Below are 21936 nucleotides of genomic sequence, written 5' to 3'. Positions count from 1 at the left end.
ATGAAAACCCTCTTCTCATTTCATCAACAGCCACATCAGCATGTGCTGATATGCCGAAATTTTCCAAGTTGCTGAATTTGCGCGCCTATTCCGTTTACTCCCAATTCTTCCACAGGCTTTGCACAAATTTTAACCGGTTACCAACAGGCTTATACACAAGATATTGTGGTTGACATGATTTTTTGGTCCACATATGATGCTTTACACCGTCGGGAGCATATTTCGCAGTCACGGGTCCGAAGAATACTAACAAGCAGCGGTCCCCAGGAATTCCTCCCCCAGGCAACCAAATCTACATCTCAGGGAGAAATACCGCATGGCCACCACCGAAACACCCGTCAGCACCGATCCGATCGCCGTACCCCCCACCACGGAAACTACCGTTTCATCCGCCACCAGTGACGAAAACACCTGGGGCGAACTGCGTGTCATCCGCCGCAACGGCAAGGTCACCGCCTTCGATGCCGACAAGATCACCATCGCCGTCACCAAGGCCTTCCTCGCCGTTGAAGGCGGCAACGCGGCGGCATCCGCCCGGGTACACGATGTGGTGCGCAACATCACCAAACAGGTGACCGACGCCCTGGTGCGCCGCAACCCGGACGGCGGCACCGTACACATAGAAGATATCCAGGATCAGGTGGAACTGGCCCTGATGCGCGCCGGCGAGCACAAGGTGGCCCGCGACTACGTGCTCTACCGCGAAGCCCGCGCCCAGGAGCGCGAACAGGCACGCAGAGAAGCCGGTGAAGAGGAGCACGTGGTCAACATCACCCTGGCCGACGGCAGCGTACAGCCCCTCAATGTGCAGCGTCTGCGCACCCTGGTGGAAGAAGCCTGCAGCGGCCTGGAGGAAACCGACCCCAAGGTCATTCTCGACGACAGCTGCCGCAACCTGTTCGACGGCGTGAAGGAAGAAGACGTTTCCCAGACCCTGGTGATGAGCGCCCGCACCCTCATCGAAACCGAGCCCAACTATTCCTATGCCGCCGCCCGCCTGCTCATGGACATACTGCGCCGCGAAGCCCTGGATTTTCTGGCCATGCCCCGGGTGGAGACCCAGCAGCAGATGGCGGATGTCTATCCCGACTATTTCCGCAACTACATCAACCGTGCGGTGGAACTGGAGCTGCTGGACCCGCGCCTGGCGCAGTACGACATGGAGCGCATCACCGCCGCCATGCAGCCCGGCCGCGACCTGTCTTTCACCTACCTGGGCCTGCAGACCCTCTACGACCGCTACTTCATCCATGACGACAAGGGCATCCGTTTCGAGCTGCCCCAGGCGTTCTTCATGCGCGTGGCCATGGGCCTGGCGATCAACGAGATCGACCGCGAAGGCAAGGCCATCGAGTTCTACAACCTGCTCTCCAGCTTCGACTTCATGAGCTCCACGCCCACCCTGTTCAACTCCGGCACCCTGCGGCCGCAGCTCTCCAGCTGCTACCTGACCACCGTGCCCGACAACCTGGACGGCATCTATTCCGCCATCCGCGACAACGCCCTGCTGTCCAAGTTCGCCGGCGGCCTGGGCAACGACTGGACCCCCGTGCGCGGCCTGGGTTCCCACATCAAGGGCACCAACGGCAAGAGCCAGGGCGTGGTGCCCTTTCTCAAGGTGGCCAATGACACGGCAGTAGCCGTCAATCAGGGCGGCAAGCGCAAGGGCGCCGTGTGCGCCTACCTGGAAACCTGGCACATCGACATCGAGGAATTTCTCGACCTGCGCAAGAACACCGGCGACGAGCGCCGCCGCACCCACGACATGAACACCGCCAACTGGATTCCCGACCTGTTCATGAAGCGCGTGGCCGAAGACGGTGACTGGACCCTGTTCTCTCCTGACGAGACCGGTGACCTGCACGACCTCACCGGCAAGGCCTTCGAGGAAGCCTACTGCAACTACGAGGCCAGGGCCGCCCGCGGCGAGATGAACATCCACCGCACCCTCAAGGCAGTGGATCTGTGGCGCAAGATGCTGGGCATGCTGTTCGAGACCGGCCATCCCTGGGTGGCCTTCAAGGACCCCTGCAACATCCGCTATACCAACCAGCACCAGGGCACGGTACACAGTTCCAACCTGTGTACGGAGATCACCCTGCACACCAATCAGAACGAAATCGCTGTGTGCAACCTGGGATCAGTGAACCTGCCGCGCCACACCACCGAAAACGGCTTGGACATGGAAAAGCTGGAGAAGACCATCTCCACCGCCATGCGCATGCTGGACAACGTCATCGAGTACAATTATTACTCCGTGCCCCAGGCACGCAACTCCAACCTGCGCCACCGCCCCGTGGGCCTGGGGATAATGGGTTTCCAGGATGCCCTGTACAAGCAGCGCCTGCCCTACTCCGGCGATGAAGCCATCGAGTTTGCCGACCGCTCCATGGAAGCCGTCAGCTACTTCGCTATCAAGGCCTCCAGCGACCTGGCCGAAGAGCGCGGCCGTTATTCCAGCTTCGAAGGCTCATTGTGGAGCCAGGGCATCCTGCCTCTGGATTCCCTCGAAAAGCTGGCCGAAGAGCGCGGCAGCTACCTGCAGGTGGACAACAGCCAGACCCTGGACTGGGACAGCCTGCGCGAGCGGGTGAAGACCGTGGGCATGCGTAACTCCAACACCATGGCCATCGCCCCCACCGCCACCATCTCCAACATCTGCGGGGTGAGCCAGTCCATCGAGCCCACCTACCAGAACCTGTTCGTCAAATCCAACCTGTCCGGCGAGTTCACCGTGGTCAACCCCTATCTCGTCCACGACCTGAAGAAGCTCGGCCTGTGGGATGAAGTCATGGTCAACGACCTCAAGTACTACGACGGTTCGGTGCAGCCCATCGACCGCGTGCCCGACGAGCTCAAGTCCATCTACGCCACCGCTTTCGAAGTGGACCCGCGCTGGCTGGTGGAGGCCGACTCCCGCCGCCAGAAATGGATCGACCAGGCCCAGAGCCTGAATCTGTACATGGCCGAACCCTCCGGCAAGAAGCTGGACAACCTGTACAAGCTAGCTTGGGTACGTGGCCTCAAGACCACCTACTACCTGCGCTCCATGGGCGCCACCGGGCAGGAGAAAACCACCAGCAGCGGTAACGACGAAGGCAAGGTCAACCTGCTGGGCGCCGCCCCGGCAGCAGCGCCCAAGGCCTGCTCCATCCTCGACCCCGAATGCGAAGCCTGCCAGTAAACCAAGGCCGTAGGTCGGGCTTCAGCCCGACACAGAAACCACCACCGAGTCGGGCTGAAGCCCGACCTACAGCCCCGAACCGAATTGAACGGAACACAGGAGAAACACCATGCTGAACTGGGACGACCCCCTCACTCCGGCAAAAGAAGCCAAACTGGAACCCGTGAAAGCAGAAGCACCCGTCAACCCGCCTGCTCCTGAAAGCGCCACCCAGGTTCCGCCTGCCGCAGCAGAAAGTGCTGCGCCCGAAGCTCCGGCACCTGTCGATATCAAACCGGTGAACCCGGATGACAAGCGCGTCATCAACGGCCTCACCGACATCAACCAGCTGGCGCCGTTCAAGTACCCCTGGGCCTGGGAATACTTCCTCAACGCCAACAAGAACCACTGGACGCCCCTGGACATCAACATGGCGCAGGACGTGCAGGACCATCAGCACAACCTCACGCTGGAAGAACGCCATGTGTACGAGAACGTGCTGTCCTACCTGACCACCTCCGACATCCTCGCCATGCGCAACATCGGCCTGGCGGTAATGGAAAAGATGTCCGCACCCGAACTCCAGATCTACCAGGCCAGGCAGGTGTATGAAGAAGCCCTGCACACCTGGACCTATCAGCACTGCATCGAAACCATCGGCCTGGACCAGAGCGAGATCTACAACCGCTACCGCGTGGTGCCGGAGATCAACGGCAAGATCCAGATGGCCAACCGCCGTCTCGAATCCGTGCTGCGCACCGACATCGATCTCACCAACCGCGACGAGCTGGAAAACTTCGTCATGGCCTACAGCTTCTTCGCAGGCATCTTCGAAGGCTGCTGGTTCTACAACGGCTTCAGCCCCATCTTCGCCCTGCAGCGCCGTGGCCTGATGAAAGGCACCGCCGAGCAGTTCCAGTACATCATGCGCGACGAAGTGCTGCATGCCTCCTTTGGCATCCGCGTGGTCAAGCAGATCATCCACGAGGAAGAAGTCAGCCTCGACCCCAAGGCCATCAGGGAAATGTGGGAAGAAGCCCACGCCTGCGAAGACAACTATGCCGGCTACATCCTGCGCGATCCCATCCTCGGCTACCGCAAGGAAGACCACATGGAACAGTTCCGCTTCATCGCCAACCGCCGCGCCGTACAGCTCGGCTGGGAAGAACCCTTCCCCGGCGCCGAATGCGCCCTGCCCTGGCTGGACGAACAGGCCAACATGCGCAAGGAGAAGAACTTCTTCGAGACGACCGTTACCGAGTACCAGACGGGGGGGGCTTTGAGTTGGGATTGAGTCCTGCGCAGGCCCGGGCGTAGGCACAACCGTTCGACTAGATTTTCCACACTTAAATCCAGGCTCCCGGCAGCTATATCCAGATTCGCCGCCATTCCGGCGGCTATTTCTGGATTTGTAGTGGCCGAGAACATTTTTTTACTTTCTTATTTTCAGATTTGCCGGAGTTTGATGTTAATAAACCACGCCACCCGCTCTTGCACAGACGTCACTGCAATTGCTGCCGGGTAAACTCGCGATAGGAAGATCCCTCTTCGTTTAATTGGATTGTGTCCACGAAAGACGCACGCTCCCGAGCTTCACGCCAGTGCTCGCCACCACCTTATACCCAGTAGAAGCAACAATATGAAAGATTATGGCACAAGAACAACAGCTGACCTAATAACCAGAAACCAAGCTGAATCCGTCGTTGAAAGGGTTTACCTCGCAGTGAAGTATTTATGCATCGGGCGGGGAGATGTAAGGAAACGTCTTTCAGAAGCCATCAGCACACTTCTTCCACTACAACCTCATGAGTTTCCGGAAGAGCTACAAGCGGGCTTTGAATGGATTATAAAGCAAAGCACAAAATATAACTCTCAGATACCTGAGTACGAGGGTAATATTGAAGCCACAATGAAAAGAATAAGAAACTCCACTGGAGAGAAAATAGCATATAGAATATTTTCAATATATTATAGAATTCAAGATATACGCGGCTTTCCTTTATTAGGATATCGAAATCCAAACGATTGAGGACAATCACCAATCGTTAGCTAAGCAACACCATATGCCAACTATATTATGTGGTATGTCCAAACTTTGATATTCTCTTTAGCGCATCCTCTATTAACCCCGCCGCTCTATCGATATCCTCATGAGTTGTTCTCAATCCGAGACTAAAACGTATGGATGAATCTGCTTCGTCGCTAGTAAGGCCAATAGCTTTTAATACATGAGATGGCTCGGGGATACCCGAGGAACATGCAGACCCGGTTGATGCAGCAAGATGGGGCTGCAGAATATTTAATATGTCATGCGCGTAAAAACCGACAAATCGAATGTTTGCGTTACCAGCATGTCGACTTTTCCCATCTGGACCATTGACCATAATAGGCCACGCCAACTGATTTAGTTTGTCGACAAAGGTATCTCGAAGAAAACGCAATTGCGCACGCTTTTCTTCAGTTTTATCGTTCATCATGAGTTTTGCTGCTGCGCCCATCCCAACACAAAGGGGGACTGGCATAGTCCCGGAGCGAAGTCCATCTTGTTGGCCACCACCATAAATCAGTGGCTCAATATTACTTTGTAAATCACGCGAAATATAGATTATACCTATTCCCTTTGGCCCATACATCTTATGTGCTGAGAGGGAAAGCATATCGACCTGTTCTGCAATACGAATTATATCCATTCCAAGTGGTGCTTGCGCTGCATCGCAATGAAATATAGCCCCGTGGTATCTTATAAGTTCCGATAGTTTTTCTAGTTCCTGAATTGTTCCAACCTCATTATTCACCGCCATTACCGACACAAGCAGAACATCATCATCTAAAGAATCTTCTAACGCAGACAAATCGACGAACCCCTTGCCATCAACAGGAATCTGTTCAATGGAATAGTCATGTTGTTCTTTTAGTATTCTGCCGATGGCATGTATACATTTATGTTCGATAGCGCTAATTAGAATTCGATGGCGCTTCCTATTACCATAACCGCGTTTACCAAGACCAAGCAAAGCCAGATTATTTGATTCGGTCGCGCCAGAGGTGAATATAATTTCATCAACATCCGCACCAATTAGTCGCGCCATGTGTGTTGCAGCCTCTTCGACAGCCCGCATGGATTCCCACCCAAGATAGTGTTCCACCGAATGGGGATTTCCAAACAATTCAAAGAAGTACGGTCTCATTTCCGCCAAAACGGACGGATCAACCGGCGTAGTGGACTGATGATCTAAATAAATAATGTCTCTTATTTTCATTGAAAATCAACAAAATACGTTACGGCTCACCAAGATTTTAAATCGACAGAGAAGCATGACTAAGTTCCTGGAGGATTGCTCCAGCAAGTAACTTGACGATAGCATAGCATCCCGGTTAAAGTTTTGCCTGGAGACTTCATCCAGTAATGGACGGAAACATGGCGCGCGGACCACTATATCAGGGTAAATACAAACCTCAGTTTTCGGGGCATGAAACCTTCCCTTTGCGCTATGGGTGGTTGAAAAAGGTTTTTGATCGTGTCGCGGAAACCGAGCAAGATCCTCGCAATCGAACTGCTTGTTGGGGTGACGATGCCATCGCAAGATTTGGCGTCGGTAAGAACATGGTTGCATCTATGCGTCATTGGGCTAAGGCCGCCCGCATAATCGAAGAACCCGAGCCTAATTCCGTGAGGACTAAGAAATTCGGTCGCCTTCTATTCGCCCCCAAGGGTCTCGACCCATTTATGGAATACCCTACAACGCTTTGGCTGATCCACTGGCAGTTGGCTGCTTATGCCGATAAGACAACTTGGTTCTGGGCGTTCAGCCACTACCCTGCTATCACTTTTGACCGGGATGGGCTGATTAAGAGGCTCACGCAACTTGCCAAAGACCACGCTTGGTCTAGAGTTGCCAATACAACAATCAAGAACGATATCGCCTGTTTCATTCGCACCTACGTCGCCCGACAACCGTCAGGAAAAACAGGGCATGACGACGCGCTTGAATCACCCCTGACCGAACTTGGCTTAATTAAAGCTGTTGGGAAGAAGGACGGGTTCCGCTTCGTACGCGGTCCTAAGTCAACATTGGGAGATGGCGCATTCACCTATGCGCTAATGGACTTCTGGTCACGTTATGCCCGAAATGCATCAACCTTGTCCTTCGAGGCCGTTATGTATGCACCCGGCAGTCCGGGTCGCGTGTTTCAATTTGAGGAAAACGATGTTGCTGACCGCCTCGCTATCCTCGATGAAGTCACGGGTGGTGCGCTGCAATGGTCAGAAACTGCTGGACTTAAACAGGTCGTGCGCAATATCGAACTGAATGAGCAAAACGCGCTATCCTGGATTCCGCACGATTACGACGCAGTTCCCAGAAAGGGAGTCGCCTGATGTCTTTGAGTAAGCGTGTCCATATAGCCCGACGTTTCCTAAAGTCAATCCGAATCGACACTGACCTAGGAGAGACTGCTGCTCTTGATGGCTTCGTTTGTCCACAGTCTTCAGCCGATATCCTGGAGATAATGGCCCAACATGTTTCCGAAACAGGGCAAGGTGCATTCACATGGACAGGACCTTACGGTAGCGGCAAATCTAGCCTTGTTGTAGCTCTCAGCGCCTTGCTTAACGGCAACGCCGCATTACAGAAGCAAGCAACAAAAGTGTTTGGCTCTGCCCTGGTGAAAAAAATCCATAACACATTGCCCACGGGAACGAAAGGGTGGCGCATTCTTCCTGTCGTTGCGCGGCGTGATAATCCTGTCACCGTCATAGGAGAAGCCATAAAAGAAGCCGGACTCGTAACCCGGCGACCACGTGGCGGTTGGACCGAGCGCAAGCTAATCGCTACTCTAACGAAGGTTGCTGCCGAAAAGCCAAGAATGCACGGTGGGGTGATCCTGTTCATCGACGAGATGGGCAAATTCCTTGAAGCAGCCGCGCAGAATGATTCAGATATTTACATTCTCCAGCAGCTTGCCGAAATTGCATCGCGGAGCAAAGGACGTTTTCTTGTTGTCGGCATTTTACACCAAGCATTTGAGGAATACGCTCACCGGCTGTCACACGAAATGCGTGACGAATGGGCAAAGATTCAGGGACGTTTCATTGATCTTATCATTAACACCAAGGGCGAAGAACAGATCGACCTGATCTCGCGCGCCATCATAAGTGATCACCACCCAAAGAAACCCGGCCCATTGGCAGTCACCGTCTCTAAATTTGTACACAAGAACCGTGCTGGCGATACCCGCCGTCTAGCCACTATGCTGGAAGCATGCTGGCCACTACATCCTATCGTAGCCTGCCTGTTAGGGCCAATTTCCCGGCGGCGGTTTGGTCAGAACCAGCGAAGCATTTTTGGTTTTCTTAATTCATCCGAGCCGCACGGATTTCAAGACTTTCTGAAACATGCTGATAACGGCATGCTTTACGGCACTGAGCAGTTATGGGATTATCTCCGTGCAAATCTTGAGCCCTCCATTCTCGCTTCCCCCGATGGACACCGGTGGGCACTTGCTGCGGAAGTGATCGAACGTTGCGAAGCCATCAGCAGTGAAGTCCAGCATATAAAGCTCTTGAAAATAATTGCCGTCATCGACTTATTTAAGGAGCGCTCTGGGCTTGTTCCAAACTCCGAGCTTCTGCGCACTTGTTTTCCAGGCACATCCGCGAAGGCACTCGATAAAGCGCTGTTGCAGCTAGACACTTGGTCTTTCACCATCTTCAAGAAGTTTGTAAACGCCCGCGCTATATTCGCCGGTAGCGATTTCGATATAGATGCAGCAGTTCGCGCTGCCCTTGATGAAATCGACGAAATCGATTTCAAGGAACTCAAAGCCCTTGCTGGCCTTCAGCCTATCCTCGCCAAACGCCATTACCATAAAACAGGCGCACTTCGGTGGTTCGACGTCAACGTCGTTCCGGTCAGCGGCATCGACAAATTAGCCGCCAAGCTCATTCCCCAAAACGGTGCGGTCGGCCAGTTTCTTTTAGCCATTCCGACCGAGGGTGAAAGCGAAGAACATGCCGAGGACCTGTGCCGAAAGGCGGCACGGCAAAGCGATGCGTGGGATATCGTCGTCGGAATCTCGAAACAGTCATGGGCCATTGTACCGCTGGCCCGTGAGCTTTTCGCGCTCCATAACGTCAGCAATGATCACCCGGAACTCGCCGGGGATGCCGTGGCTCGTCGAGAGGTCTCCGCTCGCCTCGCATCACTGCAAGCACTGCTGGAAACAGAGTTGCATAAGGCGTTAGACAGCGCCGTATGGTTTCAAAAAAAACATCGCTCAAAACATCTAAGACAAGCTGAATTGAACAACGCTGCTTCCAAGCTAGCCGATTCCCGCTTTGCTGCATCACCCATACTGCACAACGAATTGCTGAACCGCCAAAAGCCATCGAGTAGTGCCATCGCGGCGCAGAATATCTTGTTACGTCGAATGGTCCTGAACGAGGGCGAACCGCGCCTTGGAATTGAAGGGTTTCCAGCCGAAGGCGGATTGTTCGCTTCTATTTTGGAGGCGACGGGGCTCTACGCGCACAACGACAGTGGGTGGCATTTCGTTGCACCGGTAAACGGCAACGATCCATGTTGTTTGGCACCAATGTGGAACGCCGCGTTCGATTACATAAAGGAGCATGCATCACGCACCGTTGCTATATCTGAACTATTCGAGCTCTGGCGCAAGCCCCCTTTCGGCGTAAAAGATGGCATGATGCCGATCCTCGCTGTCGCCTTTGTGATGTCGCAGCGTGACAAGATCGCCGTCTACCGAGACGGCATATTCAGAGCGAAGTTTGACGACGTGGACGTAGACTACCTTGCCAAGGATCCGCGCTTCATCCAATTGCGATGGATGGATCTCGGCGATGTTGCACGTCGCCTGCTGTCAGATATGGCGGAAATCGTCCGCGATCTCGACAAATCGAACGAGCTTGCGCACCTAGAGCCCATTGATGTCGGGCGCGGACTCGTCGCCATCTACGACCGGCTCCCACGATGGACCACGCGCACGATGCGACTGTCAGCCAATGCCGTGAAAATCCGCGACTTGTTCAAGCGCGCGCATGATCCGAACCAATTCCTGTTCGACGACATTCCAGGAACACTCGGCGAAGATGTTTCACTTGCAACCGACAATGATTTACACCGTATCATCGCAAACGTTCGCGATGGCCTAGAGGAACTGGTTCAGGCGTATCCCTCCATGCTGCACCGCCTGCGTGACATCATGCTTTCAGAATTACAGGTGCCAAACGAATCTCCTCAGTCGCTAGCTGAATTGCGCACACGCGCCGAAAACATCAAACAGCTTACGGGAGACTTTCGTCTCAACGCCTTCATAGGTCGGCTTGCACAATTTGACGGTTCAGATGAGACCTTCGAAGCCATTGCCAGCCTCATCGCGAACAAACCACCCCGCGACTGGACTGATCCCGATCTCGACCAAGCCATGATTGAGCTTGCCGACATGGCACAAAAATTCCTAAGGGCCGAAACTTATGCACGCGTCAAAGGGCGCCAAGATAAACGTCATGCGGTGGCGGTTGTTATCGGCCTGGATAGTCACCCTACGCCGCTTATGGAAGAATTTACAGTCGCTGATTCTGATCGTGTTGCCGTAAATAGCCTCATCAAGCGTGTAGCTAGTACGCTAGAAAAAGAAAAAGCTGATACAAAAAGCCGCAATATTATTCTTGCAGCATTGGCGCAACTTAGCGCCCGCTATATTCAGGAACCCACACCAGAACAAAAAACGAAAAAAGGGGGGGGCGCATCTTGACTACAAACGATATCGTGAAACATGTTCTTGGTCTGTCTGGCGGACGCGATAGCGCAGCGTTGGCCGTCTACATGCGACAACACTATCCCGAGCTAGATATTGAATATTTTTTCACCGATACAGGCAAGGAATTGCCCGAGGTGTACGAATATCTCGGGCGGCTTGAAGGGTTCCTCGGTAAGCCAATTCTCCGCCTGAACCCAGACCGAGATTTTGACTTCTGGCTCAAACAGTACAACAACTTCCTGCCGTCACCGCAGACACGCTGGTGCACACGGCAACTCAAGTTGCGCCCGTTTGAACACTGGCTTCGCCCGTTGCTTGCAGAAGGAGCTACAATCTATAGCTATGTTGCAATTCGAAGCGATGAGGAATATCGTGAAGGCTATTCATCAAAACACGACAAACTGATTATCAGGTTACCGTTCAAACAGGCCGGTGTCGACAAGGCAGGCGTTATAGAAATCCTCGATGGAGCTGGACTTGGATTACCGAAGTACTATTCATGGCGGACCCGTAGCGGCTGCACCTTCTGCTTCTTCCAGCAGAAGATAGAGTGGGTGCGGCTCAAAGAACAGCACCCTGAAGCATTTGAAGAGGCTAAAGCGTATGAAAAGGACGCTGTTGAGAATGGCTCCCCGTTTACATGGAGCCAGGGCGAATCGCTAGAAGAGTTGGAGAAACCGGATCGCATCGCACAAATCAGACAAGACCACGAGCGACGGCTGGCACGCATGCGCTCCATGGCTCAACCCAATCCATTAAGACCAGATAAAGAACCACTAGATATTGATGATTTATACGGAAAAGCAAAAGTTTGTCTGGCGTGTCATAAGTAACTGATTTACGTTTACGCAGGCCAAGGTATATTCCTGTGTTGGCTCGGCCATATTTCAGAAATTTATTTTAGTTAATAGCGCAATAGCATAACCAACGACACCCAGACCACCAGCTGACCATGCCGTACAGGAAATTAGGATATAGCCCTTGGATAAGCATACTAATGGTGAAAAAAATAGTATGGTCTTAAAAGAGCGTACTATATTGTGTCAAAAGGAGAATCCAGAGAGCGATGTCAGGTTTTCTATTACATTGAGTGTGAGCACACATGACGAATTTAGCCAACTTCGACAGTCTGGGTCTATCCATATAGGTAGGCTATCATCAGGTTCAACACATGACCTCGATACAGCATTGAATCGGCCCCTTGATTCACACAGTAGATGTCAAATAGAAAAGAAAGTACTGGAGGTTCTAGTGAAAAATAACCCTTCAAATCAGAACATTACAATGTGGAACCAACCTACTTTCTGCAGACTTATCGGTCATTCCTTGGCCACAACCTCCTTTTTCCGGCATTCAAGGAGGTAGCAAGATGCCTAATAATAGTTTAATTGCTTTTCTGCGTCACTACGGCCCGATCGCTGCCAGTGATAATATGTATGATGAGTTAATTCAGACAGAAATCGAAAGACACCAAATAGATCCAGCTATTCAAATCCAACCCGCTAGACTAGAACAAGTTAGGGCTAACTTTTCTTCTTCCACGCCCCGTAATGTGATTCTCACGGGCACTGCCGGTGACGGAAAGACCTTCCACTGCCGGCGGATCTGGGAAGATTTCGGTGGCGATCACGATGAATGGCAACAAGGCAAGAAGATTCTTTCTCTCGACCTTCCCAACTCTAATAAGACACTAACTATAGTCAAGGACCTTAGCGAACTTACCCAACAGGAAAAGGACACACTACTGCCTAACCTAGCGCTATCGGTAACAGGTCAGAATACTGACAATGTATTTCTTGTCGCTGCGAATGACGGTCAGCTTTTAGCGACATGGAGAGATTGGTCAGATACGCAGGATAAAGAAGCGCATAGTGTCTTCAAGTTGATAGAGTCTATGCTCGTTGAGGATCGCACACAAGACGATACACTTATCCTCGATCTACACAACCTAAGCCGTCTAGATGCTTCCAAGCACTTCCAAGAACTCATCGAGCAGATTGTAGAACATCCGCAATGGTCTCAATGTGAGGGGTGTGAACTCCTCAATGAAGACGGTTCCACGACTTGCCCAATCCGTATCAATCGAGAACGTCTTCGTGCGAAATCCGATCATTCTATGTTTCGGCAACGGCTCGGAGCATTACTCCAACTTTGCCGTGCTAATCGCATGCATTTGCCCATCCGTGACCTTCTCTTGCTGGGCATAAATATTATTCTTGGAGATCGCCTTCAGCCAGGCCAACCTCTATTGACATGCCGCAAAGCTAAGAATCGCGCACGCAAGAGTGATTATCGATTGACCAATCCTTTTGCTAATGTATTTGGTGCAAATCTTCCCGAGCGGCAGCGGCAACAATATCACGTATTTACCACACTCGAAGCGTTCGGTATCGGTCGAGAAACCGATAACGCCTTTGATAACCTATTGATATACGGACCCTACGAAGAAGAAACTACGCTTTATAATCGCGTCGTTGCGAATGACCAAGAGTATGGCGCAACAGCATACAAACCCTATTTGAGTGATTATTTAGAAGGCGAGCGTGAGAACATAGACGAGTTCATGCGCGCTTTATCAAGACAACGTCAAAGACTCTTCTTTACGCTATCCGATGAAATTTCTCTAAATCCATGGCGCTTAACCGTATATCAATCATCTGGTGTGTTCTTGAAATTCATCGCTGGCCTCTCTGCAGGTGATGATGTCTCATGCACCATAGAAATACTCGTGCGCGGCCTTAACAGAACATTTTGCGGAATGATGATAGATGATGGCACTACGCTCTATCTAGCATCATCGGGCGGTAATGGCCGAGGCCGTATCGCCTCCCTGCTCAATTATGAGCTACAGACAGGCGAAACAAGGCGTGATCCTTATGTTGCTTTTCGGCTTGCCAAGGATGGGTCCACTCCTCGCCTTCTCATTATCGATCCTGCTGACGATGACAAAGTCGTAGATTCGCTGGACCTACAGCTAATCCACTTTGAGTATTTGACGCGTGTTGCACACGGCAGTCTACCAGCTAGCTTCTCACGCCAATGTCATGAGGATTTTCTTGATTTCAAACTGCGTGTCATCAAACGACTCGATACACTAATCGGCGAACCGCCATCTTCAGGCGAAATTAGCCTGCAAGCACTGACGGTCGACGAGCGAGGCCGGGCACAACCCGACAAGTTCCGGATAAGGGTAAGTGCATGATGGCTAGATTAGAAGCTCCAGCAAAGTATCAAAGTGATGTTAATGTTTGGGTTGACGAAGCCATTTGGGGCCACCGATTCTATAACGACCAAACCCCTTGGCTAGTTTTTCTTGAATTCTTGGCTGTATTTCGATCGCGGCATGGCGAAAGTGTTGCACTGAACGAAAACACAGAAGAAGGGAGCCACGAGACATTCACATACTACATTCCCCGCTCGATACCGCTGCGACAACTCGTTTTTAACAATCCGCATATTCAGCATATTGAGAACACTGGCCGTTCTGATAGCGAACGATGGAACGCCTGGCTAAAGCAGTTTTCATCTGACTTTGACTATAGCTATCTACGAGATCGGGTCGAGTCTTTCTCACGACTAGCCAGAATAATTGAATTCTTTCAGACAACGGCGGTAGAACCACACCGCCAACGGCGATGGACCTCCAAGTTCCTTTTTCCTTACGGCCCAGATTGCCTTTATGCTGATTTACCTGGAAACGTTAATTCGAGCCCGGATCGCCGATTTTTTGCACGCGGTGGCGAACTTCTCTACCTAATGCTAAATCGCAGCGGTTCTGGCCCAGACATTGCCAAGCTCATTTCCGACAAGTTACTCCGAGAAGATGACCCTTGGAATCGAGTAATAACCGCCCTTCTCCCCTCAGGGCATCGAATTGACTCTAATAGCGTTTCTAGCACGATTGGCTATCTGCCATTTGCATGCCGCCAAGAATATTCCGCGCTTGCGGATACTTGGCTTCAACTCCTGAAACTCGACCTCCCAGGAGAAACGCTACTAGATCCTTTGATGCGGCTATCCGCCCTTCACATGCTTCTGTATATGCTCCGTCGCGCTCACGAAGAGATTGGCGAAAAAACCGAGCCCAAGTTCGTTCTAGAGATCGCCGCCCCGCGCAAGACGACCCTTTTTGACTTGTCTGTTGAGAACTTTAGCGCAAACCGAAAGCTATCCACGCGCGCGGTGCGCGCGTATGTCGAATCGGCAAAGTCCCAACAAGAATGGAAAGATGCTCTAGCGGCACGCGCTCCTGCCGATGCTGTCCGAGATTTTCTCACTAAGCGCTATGCCTGGAATCCAGACGATGGCCCGGCTGCAGGTGACCCTCAGACTATTTTTAATTCCTTACGGAATTACGCCGAAAAACGCCATCAACAACACGTCGCCAAAGTCCATGGAGAATGGACGCGCCAAATCGGGCTTTCCGTATCCAGACGAGGTGCTGGCACCTGGTACTCGCCCGACGACTCGCTTTTGAAGGCCTTGGTCATGTGCACGGTGGACGAAGACCGCGAAGAGTACCATCGTTTTCTGGCGAAGCTTTACAACCAGTTCCGCTTGGTAGTCGGTGTGGCAGAGGCAGAACAAGCCTTCGGTTCGCTCCCAACCGACCAAAACGCCTTCATGCAAAACACGCAAAGACTTGAACAACGACTTCGCACACTGGGCCTTCTCCGCCGCCTTTCAGACGACTGTGCATACGTCGAAAACCCTTTTAGGAGTTGCCAATGACAAGGAACGAATTGATCGCGGCAGTCGCCCTTGAGTTCATTAAGGAACAACTCGCTCAGGAAAAGGAAGGGACTCAGCGCTTTTGTATGCTTGGCCTAGAAGAGTCAATCGTCCGCTCAATTGCAGAAGCAGCAATTTTAGATCCTGGTACTAATAATGAGGTGCTCGTCCAGATATCTCCGATTTTTGACCCTGACCAACAACTCCCCCAGTCAAATCGCAGCAATCAGTCTATCACTCATTGGCGACATTGCCGCCTAACAGAAGGGAAGCGCGCTGTCCTTTTCGCCGCCTCGCACGAAGAACTTCAGCGAAATGATAAAAGTGTTGAAAAGATCACCAAGATAGAAAGCGACACCTTACGCGGGCAATATTCTTATTGGATTGAAAAGGTCGGCTTAACTCACGCCGTCCTTGATAAAACCAAGAGGACGCATCTAGAGGCTGCACTGCGAGCAGCGAATGAGACTCATGCTGCCCGTACTATCGAAACCTTTTCTGACTTCGTAATAGCAATCGGAGAAAGCATAATAACCAAGGGCTTGCCTCTTCAGAAGGCCATCGATAACGCTTTACCGAGCCTTCGGCTGCCGCGCTTTTCAGGTTTTTTTGATCGTATACCTGACAAAAAGCGCAACTCAAAAGCGGAATGGGCAAAGATCTTTCGCCGCCTCCATACTCGGGTCCGTCCGCTGCTCGTCCAGGAGAACGAAAAAGGAGACCCAATTTCCGATCAGCTCCGGAATAACTTTGCTGAGATCCAAGATAGGCTTGATGATTCAGATAAAGAAGTCATCCAAGACTTTTTGGATTCAGATCCAACATTAGATAACTGGTCGATTGAGCAAGCTATGTTGGTTTGCTTGGACTGGAGAACTATCTCAGACCTATTCGAGGGCGTTACAAAAACTTCTGTACAATCACTAGGTGATAAAACCATCCAATTTTTCGATGAAGAATTCGATGACCAACTCGATGATGATGAGCGATCTTTGCTTGCAGCGTCATTCCCAAAAGAGCCATCAGAAGATCTCCAACAATTCTTTGAATCTCACCGTGAACATCTTGCGCGAGACAAAAAGCTCTCCAGCAAATGGGAGCGGTATATATTCAGAAACCCTCTAACCTACTATGATTTTCTTGTAGGGCTACTTGGGACGATCCATAAACTAAGGGATCGGACGTCTGGCGAGGAACTCTCAAACAACAAAATCAAAGTTCATATTCCAAAATCCCGAGAAAAAAGTTTTTGGAGAAGTAAGAATGCTCGCGTCGCTCGCTATTTCGCATTTCGCTATCGAGGCCTAAATCGTCTTCTTGGTGATGATGTCGAACTAGACTTCGGTAAGCTTGAAGATTTCTATTTCCCTTATCCGGACGATGATCTTGTAAAAGTCACATCTAGGTCGCGTGACGCACGCACAATCAAGTTTGAGGTCTCTCTCGATCCAAACGGCTTGAATGCTAGGCTAATCTTTTTCTGGGAGATGCCAGTCGATGCTCTAGCTACATCCATGCCCGACGACCTAGTCAACATCGCTAACCTCAACAACGACTATGCACTTCTGCCAACTGCAGACATAACACGGCAATCGGTTAGTGCCAAAGGCGCTATTCAACGGATTTCACTAGATGACGTTAATACAATTCGCGACGTCACCAATGGCAATGACGGAAAGCTAGTCGCTCCAAATAGTGACAGTGCTGATCGGGGGAGCGCCTTTCTTTCTGCCTTAGACGAACTTTCTGGGATCATAGGCCAAAATGATACTTCTGCCATTCGTTCTGCGTTTGATGAGTTTCTAGGCCAATACTCAACCGCAATACGTCACTGGGTTACACAAGAAGGCGAAGGTCTTAACTCCGAAGCGTTTCTACAACAAGCAGAAGCGTATGGTCGTCTCCTCGAAGCCCTAAACAACCACGCCAGCAATGACCTTGCACGAGACCGATTGTGGAAAGAGATTTTAAGATTGGGAGTCAGCGTTGTCGGTGCAGGTTCCCCCGCTGCGATTATTGCGCCCTGGCATCCGCTGCGGTTGGCCGAAATTCAGGTTAAGGCAAAACAGGCGACTGACTTAATCAAGAAAGTCCTGCACGCTAACGAAGACGACATATTCAGAGCTGATTTACTGTTTGGACAGGTTCAGCGTGAGCTGCTTTCAAATTATTACCCAGAGGTTTGCGTTGGCTTCTATGGCGATGACGCTATCCTACTGGCGGCGGCTGATACACGTTACGACTACACACTCTGTGAGCCTCCGCAAAAGCAAACACATTCAAACGGTGACGATTCCCTCGATATTGACCCTGGTGTCGCTGCCCGTGCATTCAGCACAGTGGGTGAGCAGTATTTGAGCTTACTACCTCATGAACGCAGCAATTTCTCTGTCGTGTTATACAACGCAGAATCGAAAGCACTTCCGAGCGCCCTTGCTTCTGAGCTGTCGAGCAAAGTGGAGCGGGAGAACGAACTTCAGTGTGATTTGCTCCTTACTCACTCCGATCCCAAGAAAATGCGCCGCATCTATGAGCAGCAAAATGTTGCTGTCAGTGAAGAATCCGGCTCGGTAATGGCAAGCGAGGCGGCACGGAGTTTTCTTTCCAGACTTAGAGTCGGCTTTTTAGATGCAAACGAGATCCCAGAGGACACTATCGCCCGCACGGCAGACATTGTTGCTTTACAAGATGTAGTCGCGCGAAATAGCAAGCTTGAATGGAAGAAATCTCCGGGTGATCGTCATCCAGAGTTGAAAGACCACTGCCCTGCCCGATGGTCTCGTCGGCGTCCGGTTGGGCCGGCTGATGCCGCTACTTCTGTCTATCTCGCTGCGCCTTCGCAACCCCGCGCCGGGCAGATTTACCTTAACTCTATTCACGTCTATCTCGAAGGCGACAATGCTCGCCCCGGAAACGTAATTCCTGCGCGAGAGGTGACATTTCGGAATAGCGAGATCGGAGATGTGTTTCGGCAAACGCATCTCATCGGCGAATGGGTCGTAAATTTTGACGAACTCGTTGACAGGCGACTCCTTTCAAACAATGGCATCCAGGTCATACGGCATATTCATGACCGCAACATAAATCGAAACATAACTGTATCCACCACATCTAAACCACGCCTTCTTCATGTTTTGTTGAGAGAACGACTCAATAGGCTTGACCCGAACATTATCGCCAACAATGGTGATAGCGTTGTTAATAGGCTTATTGACGAAGCAAACAGACTTTCCGGTCAGGTCGTTATGCGAGCAGCAAGGTACGGACACTACGCAAATGAATTGCTTGGGATCGTGTTGTCTATGGAAGAGCTCCGCACTAGCTTGGATGGCCGCTCCCTTCCCATAGGCTGGTACTTCCTTGATGACTTCGCTTCGTGGTTCGGTCAGCGTGAAGAGCAAATCGCAGACATCATGGCAATTACACCGCGCATTGAGGATGGCAAGCCCATCCTTATGGTAGCTATTTCTGAAGCAAAGTATGTCAACTCCAAGGACTACAAAGCACAAGCTAAGAAATCTGCTAAGCAGCTGGAAGAAACAGCAGCTCGTTTGGGACGGGCCTTAGATCCGAACCATAAGCGAATTGACAGAGATATTTGGCTACACAGACTTGGAGATTTCATGATTGAAGGTATGGAGCCATTCGATGGGTCTCTGATGAATGGTTGGGATCTCCACAAGTGGTCAGATGAAGTCAGACAAGGAAATGTCACAATCAAACTCGCCGGATTTTCTCATGTCTTTGTGCATGATGACGATGAATATGTGGATGCGGGTGGTAGCACTCCATTGAAAGGCATGCCCCATTGCGTTCAGAAGATTTTCGACAAGCCGGGTGTCGCGCAAGCATTTCGTGATTTTGCGGCTGGAGAAGATATGAATACGGGCACTGCGGGTGGTTCGTCGGACACCTGGACCCATGCGCTCGTCTCGTCTCAAAATGAAGCTCAGGCAGTCGATGTACCAACGAACGATACGCAACCGCCACAGGGTGTTTTAACTGAACGTCAAGCGGAAAAAGCTGAGGAACAACCAACTATAGCCAAAACCACAGCTACGCCTCCCACATCCGAGGAACAGAACGAAAAGCCGGTTGACAAACCATCCGCAGAAAGCGGAGTTGAACATGCCGCCAACGAAATAGAAGCACAGTGGCCCTCTCATGCCCTTGCTGAATGGATTGCTCAAGGCAGGGCTTCTGACACTGAAGATGAAGAAGCCAAGCAGTGGTTAGATCAAACTGTCTTAGCTCTGCAGCGAGCTTTACGCGGTTACGATATGACAGCAGAGCTTGTCGGTAAGCGCCTCACCCCGAATGCAGCGCTTGTTCGATTCCGTGGTTCAGACGACCTTACGGTGCCAAAAGTCGAGAGACGCCGCCAAGAACTACTCACTTCACACGCTATCAACGTCATTAACGTTCTAGCCGCTCCAATGGAAGTCGTCATTATGGTGGGCAGGCCTCATAGGACGATATTGCGGCTCCAAGACCTTTGGCGGCAGCGAGAACTTCCAGCTACTGCACCAGACATCAATACAAGCTTGCTCCTAGGTGCATGCGAATCGGATGGCTCACTGCTCTACCTGAATGTTGGAGAGGGCTTTGGCGGCTATCATCCCCACGGGCCTCATACACTCATCGCTGGAGAAACTGGCAGTGGTAAGGGTGTCCTCGTGCAGAACCTGTTGCTTGACATTTGCGCAACGAATTCGCCTAGTAGCGCACGCATCCGCATGATTGACCCAAAGGCTGGGATCGATTTTCCATGGCTTAGGCAAATGCCCCACTTAGACGGTGAACTAATTACCGAGCGCGAAAAAGCTATTACAGCGCTAGAAGAACTTGTAGAAGAGATGGAGCGCCGCAATCGTCTATTGGCCGAGGCAGGAGTAACGAAACTCTCTCATTACAATAGGAAAGTTGGACCAGATGAGCGTTTGCCTCGAATATGGCTGTTCCACGACGAATTAGCCGATTGGATGATGATAAAAGAGTATCGCGATGCCGTCGAACTCAATGCCAATCGTCTTGGTGTGAAAGCACGCGCCGCAGGGATCAATCTTGTTCTCGTGACTCAACGCCCAGATAAGGATGCACTCCCCATGCAGCTTCGGGCCAACTTAACGAATCGTCTTGTTCTAAAAGTTGCTGACAAACGAAATTCTATTCTAGTTTTAGATGAACCAGGTGCTGAAAGACTCTTGGGGCGAGGCCATCTCGCAGCAAAGTTATCAGGAGAAGGCAAAATTATTCTCGCTCAAGTTCCATTTGCGACAGAAGAAGAAATTCAAGAGCTCGCTCGAATCGTCTCGCTCGCACATCATCGACCTAATAGATCTTCGACATTTTGAGTGGAATTTACCCATAGGAGGCAACCCCAAAGTATTTTTGTTGAGTTTCTAAAGTGTAGAGTTTTCTGACGATCAAAAGATTGCCGGTGGATCGGCATAACTACTCTCTGGAAACAACATTACTGTTTTCAATGACTCCATCTGGAAACTTGATGTTGTAGGCAAATGGGTTGGTATCGATGTTTTTCGGATGAAGCGGAAGAGCTTCGGACAAGACATCGTGAATGATATAAGCCGTTAAATAGGCAATTTTATGAATTTTTTTATTTTCCCATAGATCCAAGTCCACCATGAATGCCGACAATTTCAAGGCATTGGCAATGAACTGCCTAATATTCTCATCATCCGGTGACAGCAAACCTTCTCCCGCATAACCACTTTGAGGTTCCCAAACAGACTCCGGGGCATAGCGACCCTCCGTCACATAGTTGCTGATAATCGGATCTGGATGGAACCCGATCCAGTCTCTCATCAACTTTTCAGGCGACAAGCCAAGTGCATTGCAAAATTCGAAAACAAATTCCGCTGGAGGATATCTTTTCCCGGTTTCGTAATCATGTAGCGTGTTCTTGTTGATACCAATCAATTTAGCCGTTTCACGCAAGCTTTTGAATTTCATGCCCAATTTGGCAGCAAACTGGTGATATTCCCGAAAATCGCTTGGTAGCCAGACCCTGATCTGCAACTCTTTCGCTCGGTCTTCATCCGATCTGTCTTTATACGGATCCTGGATGTTCAACCTCTTAAACAGCTCCTCCCTTTCCATCTCCGTTATCAAATCAAATTCATTTTTCGGCTCTTCCCCTGATTGAGTGGGCGCCCATCATCTAGTAATCCCATCAGGGTAAAGATCCAACCCGCCGAGATGGAAGTAAATGGCATTGGCAAACCGCTCTTTATTGCGGAAGC

Annotated in this window: 11 protein-coding genes; 9 read left to right on the top strand and 2 right to left on the bottom strand. The window is 51.1% G+C overall.

Annotated features, from left to right (window positions below):
* Window positions 1-316: 316 nt before the first annotated feature.
* From ACOCD2_RS00775 to ACOCD2_RS00765, 3 genes are all read left to right on the top strand, one after another.
* Window positions 317-3184, top strand: coding sequence for a ribonucleoside-diphosphate reductase subunit alpha (locus tag ACOCD2_RS00775; RefSeq protein WP_293646142.1), 2868 nt, complete (start codon window positions 317-319; stop codon window positions 3182-3184).
* A 109-nt stretch (window positions 3185-3293) separates the two neighbouring features.
* Window positions 3294-4457, top strand: a complete 1164-nt coding sequence (locus ACOCD2_RS00770) for a ribonucleotide-diphosphate reductase subunit beta (protein ID WP_293646144.1) — start codon at window positions 3294-3296, stop codon at window positions 4455-4457.
* A gap of 345 nt (window positions 4458-4802) precedes the next feature.
* A complete protein-coding gene (locus tag ACOCD2_RS00765) occupies window positions 4803-5192 on the top strand; it encodes a hypothetical protein (RefSeq protein WP_419593847.1) in 390 nt (129 codons plus the stop codon).
* 46 nt (window positions 5193-5238) lie between these two features.
* Here ACOCD2_RS00765 and ACOCD2_RS00760 read toward each other — a convergent pair whose 3' ends face one another.
* Window positions 5239-6423, bottom strand: a complete 1185-nt coding sequence (locus ACOCD2_RS00760; RefSeq protein WP_293652321.1) for a cysteine desulfurase family protein — start codon at window positions 6421-6423, stop codon at window positions 5239-5241.
* A gap of 146 nt (window positions 6424-6569) precedes the next feature.
* Between ACOCD2_RS00760 and ACOCD2_RS00755 the strand changes: the two genes are divergently transcribed.
* The 6 genes from ACOCD2_RS00755 (at window position 6570) to ACOCD2_RS00730 (ending at window position 21027) form a co-directional block, all read left to right on the top strand.
* On the top strand, window positions 6570-7541 hold the full coding sequence (locus ACOCD2_RS00755) for a DUF4007 family protein (RefSeq protein WP_305802169.1): 972 nt from the start codon (window positions 6570-6572) through the stop codon (window positions 7539-7541).
* Window positions 7541-10936: an AAA family ATPase gene (locus ACOCD2_RS00750; RefSeq protein WP_293652323.1), complete on the top strand. Its 3396-nt coding sequence runs from the start codon at window positions 7541-7543 to the stop codon at window positions 10934-10936. Before ACOCD2_RS00755 ends, ACOCD2_RS00750 begins: the two co-directional genes overlap by 1 nt.
* On the top strand, window positions 10933-11775 hold the full coding sequence (locus ACOCD2_RS00745) for a phosphoadenosine phosphosulfate reductase family protein (RefSeq protein WP_293652324.1): 843 nt from the start codon (window positions 10933-10935) through the stop codon (window positions 11773-11775). The genes ACOCD2_RS00750 and ACOCD2_RS00745 overlap by 4 nt, the downstream gene beginning before the upstream one ends.
* A gap of 536 nt (window positions 11776-12311) precedes the next feature.
* A complete protein-coding gene (locus ACOCD2_RS00740; protein ID WP_293652325.1) occupies window positions 12312-14144 on the top strand; it encodes a hypothetical protein in 1833 nt (610 codons plus the stop codon).
* Complete coding sequence (locus ACOCD2_RS00735; protein ID WP_293652326.1) at window positions 14141-15673, top strand: hypothetical protein; 1533 nt, start codon at window positions 14141-14143, stop codon at window positions 15671-15673. Before ACOCD2_RS00740 ends, ACOCD2_RS00735 begins: the two co-directional genes overlap by 4 nt.
* Complete coding sequence (locus ACOCD2_RS00730; protein ID WP_293652328.1) at window positions 15670-21027, top strand: FtsK/SpoIIIE domain-containing protein; 5358 nt, start codon at window positions 15670-15672, stop codon at window positions 21025-21027. Before ACOCD2_RS00735 ends, ACOCD2_RS00730 begins: the two co-directional genes overlap by 4 nt.
* Before the next feature lie 100 nt (window positions 21028-21127).
* On the opposite strand, the gene ACOCD2_RS00725 is transcribed toward ACOCD2_RS00730, so the two are convergent.
* Window positions 21128-21766, bottom strand: coding sequence for a helix-turn-helix domain-containing protein (locus tag ACOCD2_RS00725; protein ID WP_293679476.1), 639 nt, complete (start codon window positions 21764-21766; stop codon window positions 21128-21130).
* Between the last annotated feature and the right edge of the window lie 170 nt (window positions 21767-21936).

Source organism: Thiolapillus sp., from assembly GCF_048562965.1.
Taxonomy (GTDB): domain Bacteria; phylum Pseudomonadota; class Gammaproteobacteria; order Chromatiales; family Chromatiaceae; genus Thiolapillus; species Thiolapillus brandeum_A.
The sequence above is the reverse complement of the archived record's forward strand: the minus strand, read 5'-3'. Positions and strand labels throughout refer to the sequence as shown.

What these genes read in the sequence shown, in the direction of transcription:
- ACOCD2_RS00775 (WP_293646142.1), top strand. Translation starts at nt 317, where the DNA reads ATGGCCACCACCGAAACACCCGTCAGCACCGATCCGATCGCCGTACCC.
- ACOCD2_RS00770 (WP_293646144.1), top strand. Translation starts at nt 3,294, where the DNA reads ATGCTGAACTGGGACGACCCCCTCACTCCGGCAAAAGAAGCCAAACTG.
- ACOCD2_RS00765 (WP_419593847.1), top strand. Translation starts at nt 4,803, where the DNA reads ATGAAAGATTATGGCACAAGAACAACAGCTGACCTAATAACCAGAAAC.
- ACOCD2_RS00760 (WP_293652321.1), bottom strand. Translation starts at nt 6,423, where the DNA reads ATGAAAATAAGAGACATTATTTATTTAGATCATCAGTCCACTACGCCG.
- ACOCD2_RS00755 (WP_305802169.1), top strand. Translation starts at nt 6,570, where the DNA reads ATGGACGGAAACATGGCGCGCGGACCACTATATCAGGGTAAATACAAA.
- ACOCD2_RS00750 (WP_293652323.1), top strand. Translation starts at nt 7,541, where the DNA reads ATGTCTTTGAGTAAGCGTGTCCATATAGCCCGACGTTTCCTAAAGTCA.
- ACOCD2_RS00740 (WP_293652325.1), top strand. Translation starts at nt 12,312, where the DNA reads ATGCCTAATAATAGTTTAATTGCTTTTCTGCGTCACTACGGCCCGATC.
- ACOCD2_RS00735 (WP_293652326.1), top strand. Translation starts at nt 14,141, where the DNA reads ATGATGGCTAGATTAGAAGCTCCAGCAAAGTATCAAAGTGATGTTAAT.
- ACOCD2_RS00730 (WP_293652328.1), top strand. Translation starts at nt 15,670, where the DNA reads ATGACAAGGAACGAATTGATCGCGGCAGTCGCCCTTGAGTTCATTAAG.